Genomic DNA, 15,666 nt, shown 5'->3' with positions numbered 1-15,666 from the left:
GAATACCACCACGCCGCCCGTGTCGCTAGCCCGCGTGTCAGCGTCCTTTGAGAGCGCGAATAATCATCCAGATGCCGGCGAACATGATGACGCTGCGGGCGATCTGCGTCCAGTTGATGACGGGCAGCAGGCGGCTGCCGGCGGAAGTTATCTCCATGAGGGCGATGGGCTGGACGCGGACGTAGCCCCCGCCGCCGCCACCGCCGCCACCCCTGTCCTGGCGCTCGGAGCCGCCGGCGCCTGCGCCTGCGCCAAACCCGTAGAGGACGACGCCGATGGGGACGACCGTCCTGTCGCCGACGGTCTTGGGCTCGCCGACCGCGGCCTCAATGTGGGCGCTCTGCTTGAGCCGTTCGACGAGTCCGGAGAGAATGTTCTGTCCCACGGACGCGGATTCCTGCATTGTCGGGCCTCCTTTCGCGACGTCAGCGCTTTCACCCCACACACTCATGGTACCACGCGCCGCCAGAGGACGAGACTTGTGTGCGTTCGGATGTCGAGGGCTGAAGCCTCCCCTACATTGTGGGAACCGCGACCGCTTCAGGTCGATCGATTTCGTCGAGGAGGCGGAGCTGCGTGTGCATAACGTCGCGGCCGCCAAAGTAGCGACCGTCCAGCAGCAGGAAGTGTCGCGCCCGCTTCGTCACAACCCCTATCGCCTGCAGCTCCGACGGCTCGCGGAACGCCCGCCCCCGTCGCAGCTCGACGATACGCTTCGCGCCCAGCGGCCCGATCCCCGGCACCTGCAACAGCTCGCGGTAGGACGCGCGGTTCACCTCGACCGGGAAGCGCTCCGGGTGGCGCATCGCCCAGACGAGCTTCGGGTCGGCGCCCAGCGGCAGGTTGCCGTGATCGTCGAACAGCATCTCGTCGAAGGGTATCGGGTACTGACGCAGCAGCCAGTCGGCCTGATAGAGGCGGTGCTCGCGCGCGGGCGGTGCCGGCGGCGCAAGCTCCTCGCCGCAGACGGGATGGTAGCCGCTGTAGTAGACGCGGCGCAGCTTCATGTGGCCGTACAGGTGGTTCGAGCGCTCCAGTATCTCACGGTCGGACTCGCCCGCCGCGCCGACGACGAGCTGCGTCGTTTGGCCGCCCGTGAGGAGCGAGGGTGTCCGGTCCTTGATGAGGCGCACCGCCTCCATCGCCGCCAGGGCGTCGGAAGCGGCCGCTTTCCGGGGCGCGATGAGGGCGAGCCGCTCGCGGGAAGGCGCCTCCAGGTTGATCGACAGCCGGTCGGCGAGACCGGCGGCCCACTCGATGTACTCGGGGCGGACGCCGGGCATGATCTTGAGGTGGACGTAGCCGCGGAATCCCTCCTTCCGGCGCAGGATGGACACGGCGTCGAGCATGCGCGCCTGCACCTTCTCGGGGTCGCCGCCGACGCCGGACGTGAGGAAAAGCCCCTCGACACGGCGTTGCCGGTAGAGGTCCATGAACAGGCGGGCAAGCTCCTCGGGCTGGAAGGCGCCGCGTTCGAGGTCGCGGTGGCAGTTGATGGCGCAGTAGCGGCAGTCGAACTGACAGACGTTGGTCATGAGGACGCGCAGGAGGGCGATGCGCCCCTTTCCGGGTACGGCGGCGCGATAAATGCCGGGGATGGCGCGCGCCTGCACGCGTTCGGGCGGGACGCGGAGGGCGCCGCAAGCGTCGCGGTCGCCGATGACGAACGAGCCGCTGCCGAGGAGCTGCAGCTTTTCCGGCGTGTCCATGCGCTTCGCCCTCATGGTAGCAAACGAACGTGTGTTCGTCAAGCCACGGCAGGATTGCCCCGGTTCCCGGGGGAGTTCAGAGGGGGCTGGCCCCCTCTGACGGGGGTTCCAGGGGGTGCCCCCCTGGAGTTCCCAAGAACGCTTGTGGGTGGGAGGGTGGGAAGAACCACGCTAATGTTTCGGCGACCAACGCCGACGCCGCGAGAGCGCGCCGGGCGCGGGTCGAGCACAAGTCCCGACCTTGCCGGGGAAAGGAAGTCGATCGATTTGACCGCAGCGCGCGCCTCTTCCTACAATGGCGCGACCGGCTATCGAAGAGGGAGAAAGCGATGACGCGAGAAGACGCCTGGCAACTGCTAACCGAGTTCACCAAGAACGAGAGCCTGCTCAAGCACGCCCTCGCCGTGGAGGCGGCGATGGGACACTACGCCCGAAAGTTCGGCGAGGACGAGGAGAAGTGGCGCGTCGTCGGCCTCCTGCACGACTTCGACTACGAGATACACCCCACCCTCGATAAGCACCCGCAGGAAGGGGCGACGATACTGCGCCAGCGGGGCGTGTCGGAAGAGATCATCGACGGCGTCCTCAGCCACGCCGACCACCTCGGCCTCCCCCGCGACACGCTGATGAAGAAGACGCTCTACGCGGTCGACGAACTCACGGGCTTCGTCATCGCCGTGGCGCTTGTCCGGCCCAACAAAAGTGTGCTCGACGTCGAACCGAAGTCAGTGCGCAAGAAGATGAAGGACAAGGCGTTCGCGCGCGCCGTCAACCGCGACGACATCGTGAAGGGCGCGGAAGCCCTGGGGGTACCGCTCGAGGAGCACATCGGCGAGGTCATCCAGGCGCTGAAAGGGGTCGCTGACGAGCTGGGCCTGCGCGGGACATCGTGAGCTTCAGAGCTGGCGGCGGGCCCTCACCACCGCAACCGTCGCCACGAGCAGGATGCCGACCATTACAGCGGCCGAGGCGAGGCACCAGATGCAGACCGCCTCGATAACGAAAAACTCCAGATACGTGAGGTAGGCGGAGTAGGTGGTCCCCGCCAGCGCCATGCCCCAGACCAGGAGCGGCGGCGTCTCCCCGAAGCGGTCGCCCACGCGCAGCCACACCAGGGTCGTCAGCATGATCGCCGCATACCCCAGCACACCGAGGAAGGCCACGGGCACGCCGGAGACACGCGCGTACTCGCTCTCGGCAACCGCGTCGCAGCCGCTGTAGCCGGCGCACGCCACAGATTCCTCGAGCCAGTGGGTGTACGTGAGGTAGCCGGCGACGCCGATCCCGATCAGGGAAAGCGCTGCGATAACGCCCGGCGGCCCCCACCAATCGGTCGCTGCCCGCAGCGTCCTTTCTCGCCCCTGCTTTGCCCCCGCGCCGACGTCCGCTCCACTCACGGCACCTTCCCCAGCGCGTCCTCAATCGCGACCTTGAAGACGTCGTATTGCTGCGCGCCGACGATGTTTCTCGCGCCGGGGAAAGGAGGAGCGGAGTCCTTCATGTCTTTCGTCAGCCCTATGAAGAAGTTGGGCGTAGCCGTTATTCCCACGTCCACCACCCGCTTCGTGTCGTCGAGCACCGCAGTCTCGTACTGGCCCGAATCCAGACAAGCGTTGAACGATGCGGCATCCAGCCCGAGTCCCGCAGCGTACTCCTTCAGCCTGTCCGCGGCATAGGCGTCCGAGCCCGCGGCGTCGTAGTTGGCAAAGAGGACATCATGATAGTCCCAGTAGCGTCCCTGGTCGGCGGCGCAGAGCGCGCCAGCGGCGGCGTCGAGGGATGGCCCTTTCGCCGCCAACGCGTGCAACTCGAACTTGACGCGCCCGGTCTCCACGTAGTCCTTTTCGATCAGGGGCGCCGTGTGAAGGGCGAAATTGCCGCAGTGCGGGCACGTGAAGCTGAAGTACTCGACGACGGTAACGGGGGCGGTTTCCTCCCCCAGGACGGTGCCGGTCTGCGCCGCGACACGAGTAGAGCCTGGCGTGGGGATGATCGCCGGCCCCCCTCCCCCCTCGCCACCCGACGTCAGGAGGATGAAGGCGAGGACGGCGGCTATCGCAGCGCCGCCCACAATGAGGATCGGCAGGAGCGAACGGCGCCTCCGCCGTTTCGGTTTGTTTCTCAGCGCTTTCTTTCTCTCCATCTTGCCGCCGACCCCTCTCACCTCTTTAGGAAATCGATTATCGCTTCAGCGGTCGCTTCCGGCTGCTCCTCGGGAACCAGGTGGCCGGCCCTGTCGACCACGACCATGCGCGCATCCGGTATCTGCCGCTCTAGCCGCCGCCCATTCGAGGGTGGAAGCCAGCGATCGCCGCTACCCCAAATGATAAGCGTTGGCTGGCGGATAGCGGAAGGGTCGATGCGAGGGTCTTTTGCGCGATCGACCATGAGCTCGCCGAGGGCGTGAAGGTGACCGCGAATGCGCGTGGGCCGGATGTAACCTTCCATCACCTCATCAGTAAGCGAGGCGGGGTCGTACAGAGCGCTGCGAAGCGAGAGCGAGCGGAAGCGCCGGTTCTGGAGCGTGAGCATCGCCACGAGAGGAAGAAAAAGCCGGAGGAAGCGGGCGCCGAATACCCCCCTGCCGACCTCGCTCTGGCTCGCGCTCGACACCAGTATGAGGCGCTCGACGCGCTCCGGAAAAGCGGTCGCCACGTGCATGGCGACGGCGCCGCCCAGCGAATGCCCCAGGACCGAAGCCTTCTCGATGCCCATCACATCCATGAAGTCGCGAACCGCGCGGGCGTGCGCGCTCAGCGAGTAGTCGCCGTCGGGCGGGCGTTCGGAGAAACCGAAGCCCTTGAGATCGATGGCGACGGCGCGCATGTGAGGCGCGAGGAGGGGAAGCAGACGGCGGAAGCTGAAGGTGGAGGCGCCGAGGCCGTGCAGTAACAGGAGAACGGGCCCCGAGCCGGCCTCGACGTAGTGCATGTCGACGCCGCCGACGGGCGCCATGCGGCCGGGCTTCTCCACTTCGTCGAGCTCGACGTTCTCCCAGCGCTGCAGCGCACGCTTGGAGTAGCTCCAGGCGGTGCCTATGGCGCCGAGAGCGGCGAGAAAGAACAGCCGTCTCCTCTTCGACATTGCGGGCTCCGCGGGCCGTTCCTGCGGCGGCGAAAACCGTCCCTTCCGCGAGATTAGAGTATAACATCCCCGGCGCCTGTTGACAGAATCAGGCGGCGGTGATTAGATGGAGTAAATGATACAAGGTATCACTAAGCCCGACAAAGAATTGGCCGAGAAGTTGAGACTGGGCGGGCAGCGCGTCACGAAGAGCCGCCGACGCGTGCTGCGGGCGCTTGCCGAGTCGGACGATCATTTCACCATCGACGGGCTGGCGCGGCGTTTGCCCGCGGTCGGGCGCGCGACGGTATTCCGGACCGTCAAGTTGCTGCTCGAGCAGGGGCTCCTCTGCCGCGTTCTGCTGGAGGACGGCTCCGTCCGCTACCGGTTGAGCCGCCGCGAGGCGCACCATCACCACCTCATCTGCGTCGAGTGCGGCGACGTGCAGGACTTCGTGGAGTGCGACCTCGGGCCGCTGTCCCTTGAGTTGAGCCGGCGCACCGACTACGAGATCAACGGCCACCGCCTGGAGATGTACGGCCGCTGTCCGGCCTGCCAGGCGGCGGAGGGCGCTGCGCCCGGGAGCGACGGGTGAGGCTCGTGTCGCGGCAACTCGCGGCGGCAGTCCCGGCCGCGCTGCTCGCCGTCTTCGCGCTCGTCTCGTGCAGAGGCGAGGCCGGCGGAGAGGACGGCAGGGTCCGCGTGGTCACGAGCCTCCAGCTTTTCGGCGATTTCGTTCAGGAGGTTGGTGGCGACCGCGTGAAAGTAACGTCGCTCGTGCCCGGGGACGCCGACCCCCACACGTACGAGCCTGTCCCCTCGCAAGTAGCGGAAATTGCGAACGCCGATCTCGTGGTGCTGAACGGATTGGGGCTGGAGGAGACTCTGCGCGACGTCATCGAAAACAACGTTAGCGGCGGCGTCCCGGTGATAGAAATGGCGGCAGGGCTGCCGGTAATCGACGAGAGCGGCGACGAGCACCAGTTCGGCAACCCGCATCTGTGGCTGAACGTGCGATACGCGATCCATTATGTCGAGAGCGTCCGCGACGCCCTCACAGAGGTGGACCCGCAATCGGCAGAGGTCTACCGGGCAAACGCGGAGGCTTACATCGCGGAGCTGTCCGCCCTCGATCAGGAGATCTCGGCCGCCATCGAGTCAATACCGCCTGACCGGCGCAAGCTCGTCACTTTCCACGACGCTTTCCCCTACTTTGCCGAGCGCTACGGGCTGGAGGTCGTCGGCGTCGTCGTCGAGTCGCCGGGCAGGGAGCCGAGCCCGCAGGAGCTGGCGCATCTCGCTGACCGAATAGGCGCAGAGGGCGTTCCGGTCGTCTTCATCGAGCCCCAGTTCGCGGGCACAATCCTGGAAGCGGTGGCGAGAGATACGGACGTGCAGGTGAGGACGTTGCTCACAGGCTCGTTCGGCGGCAGGGTGAGCAGCTACATCGAGATGATGCGCTTTGACGCGCAGGAGATCGTGCAGGGGTTGAGGGGGCCATGAAGCTATTCGCATCGAAGAGTCCGGAACAGGAAGGCGACGACCAGACGGCCATCAGGGCGGAAGGCGTATGGGCGGGCTACGACGGCCGCGTCGCGCTCGAAGACGTCGGTTTCGAGGTGCCGCGGTCGACAATCGTCGGCCTCGTGGGCGCGAACGGTTCGGGGAAATCGACGCTCATAAAAGTCATGCTGGGGGTGATGCGTCCCTGGCGGGGAAGCGTCCGCATCATGGGGAAGGAGCCGGCAGCGGCCCGAAACCTGATCGGCTATGCGCCGCAAATGGAAGCGGTCGACTGGCAGTTCCCGGTCACGGTACATGACGTCGTGATGATGGGCCGCTACGGGCGACTCGGGCCTCTGCGGCAACCGGGTCCGAACGACCGCAAGGTTGTAGAGCTCGCGCTGGAGCGGGTGCAGCTTTCGGAGATGGCGAAGCGGCAAATCGGCGAGCTGTCGGGCGGGCAGCAGCGGCGGATGCTTGTGGCGCGCGCGCTGGCGCAAGAGCCCCAGGTCTTCCTCCTCGACGAGCCGATGGCGGGACTCGACCCGTCAATCCAGCACGAGCTGGTCGCGCTATTCGAGTCGCTGCGAGATGAGGGGAAGACCCTCATCGTAGCGACGCACGACATTTCCTGCGTCACGTGTTGCTTCGATCGCGCGCTCCTTCTGAACCGGCGCAAGGTGGCGTACGGCAATCCGTCGGAGGTGTTCACGCAAGAGAACCTGAACGAGGCGTTTCAGAGCCACCTCATCCTCCTGCCGATGGAGCAGTCGGTCTACGTGGAGCATCACCATGAGTGAGATCTGGGGCTGGCTGAGCGACCCGTTCCAGTACGCGTTCATGCAGCGCGCGCTCTTCGCGGTGCTCATGGTGAGCGTCGTGAGCGCGGTCATCGGCGCGTTTGTCGTGCTCAAGGGGCTGGCGTTCATCGGCGATGCGCTGGCGCATGCCTCGTTTGCGGGGGTGGCTGTCTCGTTTGTTTTCGGCGGCAGCATCTACCTGGGGGCAGTGATTGCGGCGGTCGCGACGGCGCTGGCGATCGGTTTCGTCGGACGGCGGGCGCGCCTCAACTTCGACACCGCGATCGGCATCCTGTTCGTGGGTGCGTTTGCCCTCGGAATCGTCATCGTCAGCCATCAGAGCAACTACGCGGTTGATCTGTTCAGCTTTGTCTTCGGGAGCGTGCTCGGTGTCGGCCGCTCCGATCTGATTCTAATCGCGGCTATGGCGGCGGGCGTGATCGGCCTCGTCGTCGCTTTCTACAAGGAGCTTCTGTTTTACGCCTACGATCCGGACATGGCCGCCGCTTCCGGCGTGCCCGTGACGCTCGTGCACTACGGGCTGCTGGCGCTGATAGCGGTGACGGCAGTGGTGGCGCTGAAGGCGGTGGGGATCGTGCTGGTGGTGGCGATGCTGGTCACGCCGGCGGCGACGGCCACTTTGCTGGTGCGGCGCGTCCACCAGATGATGATCGTGGGGGCGCTGCTGGCAATGGCCTCGTCCGTTGTCGGTCTCTACGTGTCCTACTACGCGTCCGTAGCGTCAGGGGCGAGCATCGTGCTGGTGGCGACGGCGATATTCATCCTGGCGATGCTGTTTTCGCCGCGGCGGGGGCTGCTGGTGCCGCGTCACCTGGCGTGGCCGCCGCCGGAGCACCACCACTAGGCGCGCGCACGCCATCCGCTTATCGGTGTCCCACGCGCCGGCAGACACACGCTTTCGGCTTGCCCTGACAACGCGCCTCGGATAAGCTGAAGACAAAGCCTCGATTCGTCGGGAAGGAGCAACATGGAGGGGACCAAGTCAGGGACGGAGGTCGACCGCAAGGCGCGCCTCCAGATACCACCTCAGGAGATGCCGAAGCGGCCGCCCGCCGAGCGCATCCGCGACTGGGAGGAGATATATCTCCCACTCGATCTCGAGACCGCCAAGCGGGAAGCGAGCCGCTGCCTTCAGTGCCCCGCAAAACAGTGCGTGAATAACGGCTGCCCCCTGCACAACGACATTCCCGCCGCCTTCGCCCTTCTCGAGCAGGGCGACGTCATCGGCGCGGCGAACAAGTTCCGCGAGACAAGCCCCATGTCGGAGGCCTGCGGCAGGCTCTGCCCGCAGGAACGCCTCTGCCAGGGCAAGTGCGTCGTGGGCAAGAACCGGCAGCCGGTCTCCATCGGGCGCCTCGAGGCGTTCGTGGCCGATTACCAGCGCAAGACCCAGGGTTTCCCCATGCCCGAGATGCTGCCCTCGTCCGGCAAGCGCGTGGCGATCGTCGGCGCCGGCCCCGCCGGCCTGGCGGCCTCCGAGTACCTGGCAAGAGCCGGGCACGCCTCCACGATCTTCGACGCGTGGCCGCTGCCGGGCGGCCTGCTCCTTTACGGCATTCCCAGCTTCAAGATGAACAAGGGCATCGTCGACGAGAAAGTCGATTTCCTTAAGCGTTTGGGTGTCGAGTTCGTGCAAAACACGATCGTCGGCAAGGATCTGACGGTCGACGACCTCTTCAAGCAGGGGTTCCAGGCCGTGTTCCTCGGACACGGGGCGACGAAGGAGACGGAACTCGATATCCCCGGCGAGGGCGCGGACGGCTCCTACACCATGCCCGGCAAGGAGATGGACGGCGTCTTCTGGGCGATGGACTTCCTCGTCCGTTCCAACGTGCCCCCCGAAAGGCTTCCTCCCGATAAGAGGGAGCCGGTCAAGATCGGAAGGCGGGTGGCCGTCATCGGCGGCGGCGACACCGCTATGGACTGCGTGCGCAGCGCCGTGCGGCTGGGCGCGGAAGAGGTGACATGCGTGTACCGGCGCACGGAGGCGGAGATGCCGGGCCGCGCGGCGGAACGCATCAACGCCCGCGACGAGGGGGTCAAGTTCCACTTCCTGGCAGCGCCCCTGCGCATCATCGGCGACGAGAACCGCCACGTCCGCAAGCTGGAGTGCCAGCAGATGGAGCTGGGCGAGCCGGACGAGAGCGGACGCCGACGGCCCGTGCCCGTGCCCGACGCCAAGTTCATGGTCGACGCCGACAACGTCGTTTTTGCCATCGGCTTCGGGATGGACCCGCGGGTTGCGGAAAGCTGCTCCGGCCTGCAGACCGACAAATGGGGGCAGATAATCGCCGATGCGGAGACGGGGGCGACGAGCCGTCGCGGCCTGTTCGCGGCCGGCGATTGTGTCCACGGCGCCGACCTCGTTGTTACGGCGATTGCGGCGGCCAAGCGCGCGGTGTCGGGCATCGATAGCTACCTGAAGGAGCTCTGATCGTCCGCCCGCGTCCGGGGCGAATTCTTGCGTCGTTCCGGCATGATGCTTTCAGAAGACCGGATGGACGAGCGAGACCGCGAGGCCCGTTATTGCTTCGGCTGCGGCGGGCTGAACCCGCAGGGGCTGCGCCTGACTTTTCGATGGGACGGCGAGCGCGCCGTTGCCGACTTCACCCCCCAGCACGAGCATCAGGGCTACCCCGGGCACATGCACGGCGGGCTGGTGGCCACCCTTCTTGACGAAGCGATGGGCTGGTGCATCGCGTTTCGCGGCGCCTGGGCGGTGACAGGGAAGATGAACGTCCGCTTCCGGGAGCCTGTGCCGCTGCTGAAGCCCGTAACCGTCAGCGCTCTCATCGAGAGGGACCGCCGCCGCTGGCTGGTCGTGAAGGCGGAGGTGAGAACGCCAGAGGGTAAGGTGCTGGCGGAGGCCGACGCCCTGTTTATGCGCGTATCGGGCGAGCGGCGTGAGGAGCTGGCGGAGATCTACTTCCGCCGGTCGACCGCGGAGGACTACCAGCGCGCCGGCGGCACTTGACCACGCCCGCGCGCCGCCCCCTCAATCACTCCCTCCGACAAGTTCCCTAGTCTGCGCTTGGTCGTTGGGTTATCATGACGTGTTGGGATCCGCGGAAATCGGCGGAGACCCGATCGGAGAGGGGCAACAGTTGCTTTCGCTCCTGAACTGGCTGATCGAGCTGGCTCTGCGCCGCGCCGTCATCATGGCGGTCGTCGTGGCTGCCCTTTTCGCCGGCGGCCTCTACGCCGCGACGCAGATCAAGATCGAACTCCTGCCCGACGTCGAATTCCCGGCCATGACTGTCGTCACGACATATCCCGGCGCCGGACCACAGGAGGTCGTCGACGACGTCACGCGGCCGATGGAGAGGGCGGCGGGAACGCTGGAGGGTCTCAAGCGCATGCAGACCGTCTCTTCGGAGGGGCTCTCCATACTGTTGCTCGAATTCGGCTACGGCACCGACATGCGGCAGCGAGAGGAGACGCTGGCGACGCGGCTGCGCGGCGCCGGCCTGCCCGCCGCCGCTTCCCAGCCGAGCATCACCCGCATAAACCCGCAGCTTATCCCCGTGATCCAGTTAAGCCTGGGCGGCGACCTCCCCGTGGAGGAGCTTGAGCGCATAGCGCGGGAAGAGGTCGTGCCGGAGTTGAGCGCCATCGACGGCGTTCTGCGCGTCGAGCTGATAGGGGGCGCCGTCCCGCAGGTCAACGTCAGACTCGACCCCGCGAAACTGCGCGAACTCAACGTATCGACCCAGACGATAGCGAATGCAGTCCGGGCTGCCAACGTTGCCGTGCCCTCCGGTTCTGTGACAAGCGATGACATCACCGTCCCTGTCCGCACCTACAGCGCCACGGAATCGCTGGAGCAGTTGCAGGGGCTGGTCGTCGCCAACGGCGCGGAAGGGCCCGTGCGGCTTTCGGAGGTGGCAGAGGTTACCCTGGGACGCTCTCCCACGCAGGGCGCCGCCCGCACGAACGGCCGGCCGAGCATCGCCATCTCGATCAGCAAGTCGCCGGAAGCGAACACAGTGCGGGTGGCCAACGACATCCAGTCGACCGTCGACCGGCTGCGAGGCGAGATTGGCGACGAAGCGGAACTGATTATCGTCTACGATCAGTCGGTCCAGATCGAGCGGTCGATTGCAGGGATGCTGCGCGAGGGCGGATGGGGCGCGCTCTTCGCCGTGCTCGTCGTCTTCCTCTTCCTGCTCAGCATTCGCAGCACCTTTGTGACCGCCATCTCGATACCGCTGTCGGTGGTGGTGGCGGTGCTGCTCATGTACTGGCTCGATTTCACCCTTAACATCTTCACCCTCGGCGGCCTGACGATTGCCATCGGGCGCGTAATTGATGACAGCATCGTTGTGCTGGAAAACATCTACCGGCACGTCCACGAGGAGGGCGAGAAGATCGGGAGCGCGGTGCGTTCGGCGCCGCGCGAGGTGGCGTCGGCGATCACCTCGTCAACGCTGACGACGGTGGCCGTCTTCGTGCCGCTGGGCCTGATCGGCGGGCTTGTCGGCGAGGTGTTCCAGCCGTTCGGCTTCACCGTCTCCTTTGCCCTGCTCGCATCACTGGCGGTCGCGCTCATGGTCGTGCCGGGCCTCGCGCGCGTTCTCGTTGGGCGGGGAGCGGCGAAGGAAAGCGAAGAAACGTGGCTACAGAGAATCTACACCCCCATTCTCCGCTGGTCGCTGCGGCACCGCATCATCACCCTCGGCTCAGCCGCCGCGCTGTTCCTCGTCAGCCTGTTCCTTCTCCGCACGATACCCGTGAGCCTGCTTCCGCAGGTGATGGAGAACGTTTTCGATATCACCGTCATCGCGCCTGCCGGCTCCGACATCGACGCCGTCCTGACTGAGGCGGAGAAGGTGGAGGAGGTGCTGGCACAGACGCCCGGCATCGAAACGTACGAGACGGTGGTAGGCGGCCAGACGCAGAGCCTGGCAACGTTGGGCGCCGCCCTGGCGGGACGCGGCTTCAGTTCCGCCCACATGTTCGTGCGGCCGGAAGAGGGAGTCGACGCCGGCGATCTGGCGGACCGCGTTCGCGAAGAGGTGAAGCAGATCGAGACGAACAGTCTCATATCAGTCTCCGATATACAGACGTCGACGCTGTCGCGGCTGCAGGTGACGGCTTGGAGCGAGCAGGAGGACGCGCTGCGGGAAGCGGGCCCGATGATAACGGAGGCCGCGGCCGCGGTCGAGGGCGTGGAGAACGTGGTCAGCGACGTGGCGCGGGAGAGGCCGGAGATCGGCATCCAGGTGGACGCGAACGCGGCATTCCTCGCCGGGCTCAGCCCGCAGGAGATAGCGGCCTACATGCGTGACCTGCTCATCGGGCAGACGGTGGCGCAGGCGCCCATCGATAATGACCGTTCGGCCGACGTGGTCCTGACGATCGCGGCAGAAAACCTTGCCGATCTCGAAAACCTGCGTCAATTACCGGTGGGTAGCAACGGCGTCCCTCTCGATTCCGTGGCTGACGTTGAGCTCGTGCAGAGACCAGCGCAGATCACGCGCGTAGACGAGCGGCCGGCGGTGACCGTGACGGGCGACATCGTGGCGAAGGACACGGCAGCGGCGGCGAATAAAGTGAAAGACGACATTGAGGCCCTCGATTTGCCGGAGAGCGTGGAGGTCCAGGTCGGGGGCGTGCTCAGCCAGATAGAAGAGAGCTTCAACTCCATGTACGTCGGCATCGGACTGGCGATTGTGCTGGTCTACATCGTGATGGTGCTGTTCTTCGGCTCGTTGCTGGAGCCGTTCGTCATCCTCTTCTCGCTGCCGCTGGCGACGATAGGCGCGTTCTTCGCCCTCTACATCACGGACCGCACACTCAGCCTTTCGGCCCTGATCGGCATCCTCATGCTCGTCGGCATCGTGGTGACGAACGCCATCGTGTTGATGGACCTGGTGCGGCGCCTGGTGCAGGAAGGGTCGGAGCCGCGCGACGCTCTCATTCAGGGCGGCCGGACACGCCTGCGCCCGATACTGATGACCGCCCTCGCCACCATGCTGGCGCTGGTGCCCCTGGCGATGGGCTTCCATCAGGGGGCGCTTGTGGCGGCGGAGCTCGCGACGGTAGTCATCGGCGGACTGTTCACCTCCACGTTCCTGACCCTTCTGGTCGTGCCCGTGGTGTACAGTATCGTTATGGACCTGAGGGGGAAGATGAGGATGAAGCCCGTAGCCACGCGGCCGGCGGAGATAGGCAAGCGCGAGGAGCCCCGCACAGAGAAACCAGAAGAGCGGCCCGAAGAGCCGGTTTCGGCGCGCTTCCGACGCCTACCGCGTCCGCGCGAGAAAGAGGAGCGATAACGCCGTGCCGCGCATCATCCTCTACACGGGCAAGGGCGGAGTCGGGAAGACGACGGCGGCGGCGGCAACCGCCCTGCGCGCGGCGGACATGGGCTACCGCACCGTCGTGATGAGCACGGACACCGCCCACAGCCTCGCCGACTCGTTCGACACGCCGCTGGGCCCGCAGCCGGTGCCCGTGACGGAGAACCTCTGGGCGCAGGAAAGCGACGTCTACTTCAGCATTAAGAACTGGTGGGGAATCGTCCAGGAGTGGCTGACCGCGCTCCTCATCTGGCAGGGCATGCAGGAGCTGGAGGCGGAAGAGGTGGCCGTGCTGCCGGGAATGGAAGAGCTTGCCAGCCTCTTCTGGGTGAGCGACCACTACGAGAGCGGCAACTACGACGTGGTCATCGTCGACTGCGCGCCCACGGGACAGACGCTGAGCCTGCTCGCGTTTCCCGAATCGGCGCGCTGGTGGGTCGATAAGGTGCTGCCCGTGGAGAGAAGGGTGGCGCAGATCGCGGGCCCCGTCGTCCGGGGACTGACCGGCATGCCCGTACCGGACAGAAAGGTGTTCGACGCCGCGGAGGACCTGCTGCACCGGCTCATGCGCCTACACGCGCTCCTCACGAACGCGGAGGTCTGCACCGTGCGCCTCGTGGTCAACCCCGAGAAGATGGTCATCAAGGAGACGCAGCGCAGTTTCACCTACCTCAACCTGTACGGCTACGTGACCGACGCCGTCATCTGCAACCGGGTGCTGCCGGAGCAGGTGGAGTCGGACTACTTCGCGGCGTGGAGGAAGGCGCAGCGACGGCACCGGAAGCGGATCGAGGAGGCGTTTTCGCCGCTGCCCGTCCTGACGGCGCCGCTGGCGGGACGCGAGGTGGTCGGGCTCGACAGGCTGCGCGAGATGTCGGGGCACATGTTCGGAGAACGCGACCCAAGCGATATCTTCTACCCCTACGTTGCCCAGGAGGTGCGCTCCAGCGACGGCGACTACGTGTTGAGCCTGGCGCTGCCTTTCGTGAAGAAAACGGAGGTGTCGCTGGCGCAACGGGGCGACGAACTGACGGTGCGCGCGGGGCCGTACCGTCGCGAGGTGCTGCTGCCGCGCGTCCTCGCCGGACGGCGCGCAGTCAACGCCGAGATGGAGGACGCGCGCCTCAACATCCTCTTCAAGCGCGAGACGCCGAGACCGGCCCGGCGCTAGCGGCTGAGTACGATCTTCCCTATCACGCGGCCGTCCTCCATCTGCTGCTGCGCGAGGCCCGCCTCTTTCAACGGCAGCGCGATGAATATCGCCGGCCTGATGTCGCCGCTCTCCACAAAGCGCAACGCCTCCAGGAACTCCGCCTTGTTCGCCATGTGCGAGCCGAGCAGGTTAAGCTGCTTGTTCCAGAGAAAGCGGATGTCCGTCTTCGCCTCGAAGCCGCTGGTGGCGCCGCAAGTAACTATCGTCCCGCCCCACTTCAGGCACTGCACGCTCGTCTCCCACGTCGCCTCGCCCACGTGCTCGAATACGATGTCGACCCCGCGTCGGTCGGTGATCTTCCGCACCTCCTCGGCGACGTTCTGTTTGCCGCGGTTGATGGTGTAGGCGGCGCCCAACTGCTTCGCCACTTCGAGCTTGTCATCGTTGTTGGCGACGGCAATTGCGCGGGCGTTGTGCAGCCGGCATATCTGCACCGCCATCGTGCCCAGACCGCCGCCGGCGCCCCAAACCAGCACGAAGTCGCCGGGCTTGATCTTCGCCCTGGTGACGAGCATGCGCCATGCGGTAAAGAGCACGAGGGGCATCGAGGCCGCCTGCTCATGGCTCAGGTTCGCCGGCTTGGGGACGACGTTGAAGGCGGGGACTTTCGCGTACTCGGCGTGGCCGCCGTCGAGGGGGCCGGTCTGGAAGCCCCATATCTTGAACTGGCGGCAGAAGAAGACGTCGCCGCGGGCGCAGGCCTCGCAGACGCCGCAGCTGAGGCTGCTGAAGACGACGACCTCATCGCCCGGCTTGACGTTCTTGACTTCACTCCCGACTTCGACCACTTCACCTGAGGCGTCGCTTCCCGAGATGTGGGGCATGATCACCGACATGCCGGGCATGCCGCGGCGCGCCCAGACGTCGTTATAGTTGCAGCCGGAGGCCTTTATCTTGATAAGGACCTCATTCGGCGATATCACCGGTTCCGGCACGTCGGTGTACTTCAGCACCTCAGGGCCGCCGTGCTCTTCGAAGACCACTGCTTTCACGCTTCCGTCCTCCTTCCGGCTCGGTTGCCGCCCGCCCCGAGGTTGTATCGAAAGGCGGAGCAG

At 66.0% G+C, this 15,666-nt stretch carries 15 protein-coding genes; 9 read left to right on the top strand and 6 right to left on the bottom strand.

Translation table 11 applies throughout. From position 1 onward, the window contains the following. Nucleotides 1-37 precede the first annotated feature (37 nt). Complete coding sequence (locus tag QME71_09595; GenBank protein MDI6858551.1) at nt 38-403, bottom strand: spore germination protein GerW family protein; 366 nt, start codon at nt 401-403, stop codon at nt 38-40. A gap of 112 nt (nt 404-515) precedes the next feature. Then, complete coding sequence (locus tag QME71_09590; GenBank protein MDI6858550.1) at nt 516-1,709, bottom strand: radical SAM protein; 1,194 nt, start codon at nt 1,707-1,709, stop codon at nt 516-518. Nucleotides 1,710-2,038: 329 nt separating this feature from the next. Between QME71_09590 and QME71_09585 the strand changes: the two genes are divergently transcribed. Then, the gene (locus tag QME71_09585) at nt 2,039-2,602 is read left to right on the top strand and encodes an HDIG domain-containing protein (protein MDI6858549.1); all 564 of its coding nucleotides are present in this window, start codon (nt 2,039-2,041) and stop codon (nt 2,600-2,602) included. Between the two features lie 3 nt (nt 2,603-2,605). Here the strand turns inward: QME71_09585 and QME71_09580 are convergent, their stop codons facing one another. The 3 genes from QME71_09580 to QME71_09570 are packed head-to-tail and all read right to left on the bottom strand — an operon-like array spanning nt 2,606 to nt 4,793. Continuing rightward, a complete protein-coding gene (locus tag QME71_09580; GenBank protein ID MDI6858548.1) occupies nt 2,606-3,106 on the bottom strand; it encodes a vitamin K epoxide reductase family protein in 501 nt (166 codons plus the stop codon). Beyond that, nucleotides 3,103-3,852 carry a thioredoxin domain-containing protein gene (locus QME71_09575; GenBank protein ID MDI6858547.1) on the bottom strand — a complete coding sequence of 250 codons (750 nt, stop codon included), beginning with the start codon at nt 3,850-3,852 and terminating at the stop codon, nt 3,103-3,105. The genes QME71_09580 and QME71_09575 overlap by 4 nt, the downstream gene beginning before the upstream one ends. 17 nt (nt 3,853-3,869) lie before the next feature. Continuing rightward, nucleotides 3,870-4,793, bottom strand: a complete 924-nt coding sequence (locus tag QME71_09570) for an alpha/beta fold hydrolase (GenBank protein MDI6858546.1) — start codon at nt 4,791-4,793, stop codon at nt 3,870-3,872. Between the two features lie 148 nt (nt 4,794-4,941). Between QME71_09570 and QME71_09565 the strand changes: the two genes are divergently transcribed. The 8 genes from QME71_09565 to QME71_09530 all read left to right on the top strand — a co-directional run bounded on the left by QME71_09565 (nt 4,942) and on the right by QME71_09530 (nt 14,569). Further along, the gene (locus QME71_09565) at nt 4,942-5,367 is read left to right on the top strand and encodes a Fur family transcriptional regulator (GenBank protein MDI6858545.1); all 426 of its coding nucleotides are present in this window, start codon (nt 4,942-4,944) and stop codon (nt 5,365-5,367) included. Further along, complete coding sequence (locus QME71_09560; GenBank protein MDI6858544.1) at nt 5,364-6,275, top strand: metal ABC transporter substrate-binding protein; 912 nt, start codon at nt 5,364-5,366, stop codon at nt 6,273-6,275. Before QME71_09565 ends, QME71_09560 begins: the two co-directional genes overlap by 4 nt. After that, nucleotides 6,272-7,075 (top strand): metal ABC transporter ATP-binding protein, encoded by an 804-nt coding sequence (locus QME71_09555; GenBank protein MDI6858543.1) that lies wholly within the window; start codon nt 6,272-6,274, stop codon nt 7,073-7,075. The genes QME71_09560 and QME71_09555 overlap by 4 nt, the downstream gene beginning before the upstream one ends. Next, nucleotides 7,068-7,940: a metal ABC transporter permease gene (locus tag QME71_09550; GenBank protein MDI6858542.1), complete on the top strand. Its 873-nt coding sequence runs from the start codon at nt 7,068-7,070 to the stop codon at nt 7,938-7,940. The genes QME71_09555 and QME71_09550 overlap by 8 nt, the downstream gene beginning before the upstream one ends. Nucleotides 7,941-8,063: 123 nt before the next feature. Next, on the top strand, nt 8,064-9,530 hold the full coding sequence (locus tag QME71_09545; protein MDI6858541.1) for an NAD(P)-dependent oxidoreductase: 1,467 nt from the start codon (nt 8,064-8,066) through the stop codon (nt 9,528-9,530). Nucleotides 9,531-9,593: 63 nt separating this feature from the next. Next, entirely contained in the window at nt 9,594-10,070 is a 477-nt protein-coding gene (locus tag QME71_09540) for a PaaI family thioesterase (protein MDI6858540.1), read from the top strand. Nucleotides 10,071-10,200: 130 nt separating this feature from the next. Further along, nucleotides 10,201-13,374 (top strand): efflux RND transporter permease subunit, encoded by a 3,174-nt coding sequence (locus QME71_09535; GenBank protein ID MDI6858539.1) that lies wholly within the window; start codon nt 10,201-10,203, stop codon nt 13,372-13,374. Nucleotides 13,375-13,378: 4 nt separating this feature from the next. Further along, nucleotides 13,379-14,569, top strand: coding sequence for an ArsA family ATPase (locus QME71_09530; protein ID MDI6858538.1), 1,191 nt, complete (start codon nt 13,379-13,381; stop codon nt 14,567-14,569). Here the strand turns inward: QME71_09530 and QME71_09525 are convergent. Next, nucleotides 14,566-15,603, bottom strand: coding sequence for a zinc-binding dehydrogenase (locus QME71_09525; GenBank protein ID MDI6858537.1), 1,038 nt, complete (start codon nt 15,601-15,603; stop codon nt 14,566-14,568). The two genes, QME71_09530 and QME71_09525, sit on opposite strands and share 4 nt — an antisense overlap. Nucleotides 15,604-15,666 lie beyond the last annotated feature (63 nt).

The organism is Dehalococcoidia bacterium (assembly GCA_030018455.1).
Lineage (GTDB): Bacteria > Chloroflexota > Dehalococcoidia > DSTF01 > JALHUB01 > JASEFU01.
Note: the sequence above shows the minus strand (reverse complement) of the source record. Positions and strands in the feature narration are given on the sequence as shown.

Coding starts and splice junctions, on each gene's coding strand:
- QME71_09595 (MDI6858551.1), bottom strand. CDS start 403: ATGCAGGAATCCGCGTCCGTGGGACAGAACATTCTCTCCGGACTCGTC.
- QME71_09590 (MDI6858550.1), bottom strand. CDS start 1,709: ATGGACACGCCGGAAAAGCTGCAGCTCCTCGGCAGCGGCTCGTTCGTC.
- QME71_09585 (MDI6858549.1), top strand. CDS start 2,039: ATGACGCGAGAAGACGCCTGGCAACTGCTAACCGAGTTCACCAAGAAC.
- QME71_09575 (MDI6858547.1), bottom strand. CDS start 3,852: ATGGAGAGAAAGAAAGCGCTGAGAAACAAACCGAAACGGCGGAGGCGC.
- QME71_09570 (MDI6858546.1), bottom strand. CDS start 4,793: ATGTCGAAGAGGAGACGGCTGTTCTTTCTCGCCGCTCTCGGCGCCATA.
- QME71_09555 (MDI6858543.1), top strand. CDS start 6,272: ATGAAGCTATTCGCATCGAAGAGTCCGGAACAGGAAGGCGACGACCAG.
- QME71_09550 (MDI6858542.1), top strand. CDS start 7,068: ATGAGTGAGATCTGGGGCTGGCTGAGCGACCCGTTCCAGTACGCGTTC.
- QME71_09545 (MDI6858541.1), top strand. CDS start 8,064: ATGGAGGGGACCAAGTCAGGGACGGAGGTCGACCGCAAGGCGCGCCTC.
- QME71_09540 (MDI6858540.1), top strand. CDS start 9,594: ATGGACGAGCGAGACCGCGAGGCCCGTTATTGCTTCGGCTGCGGCGGG.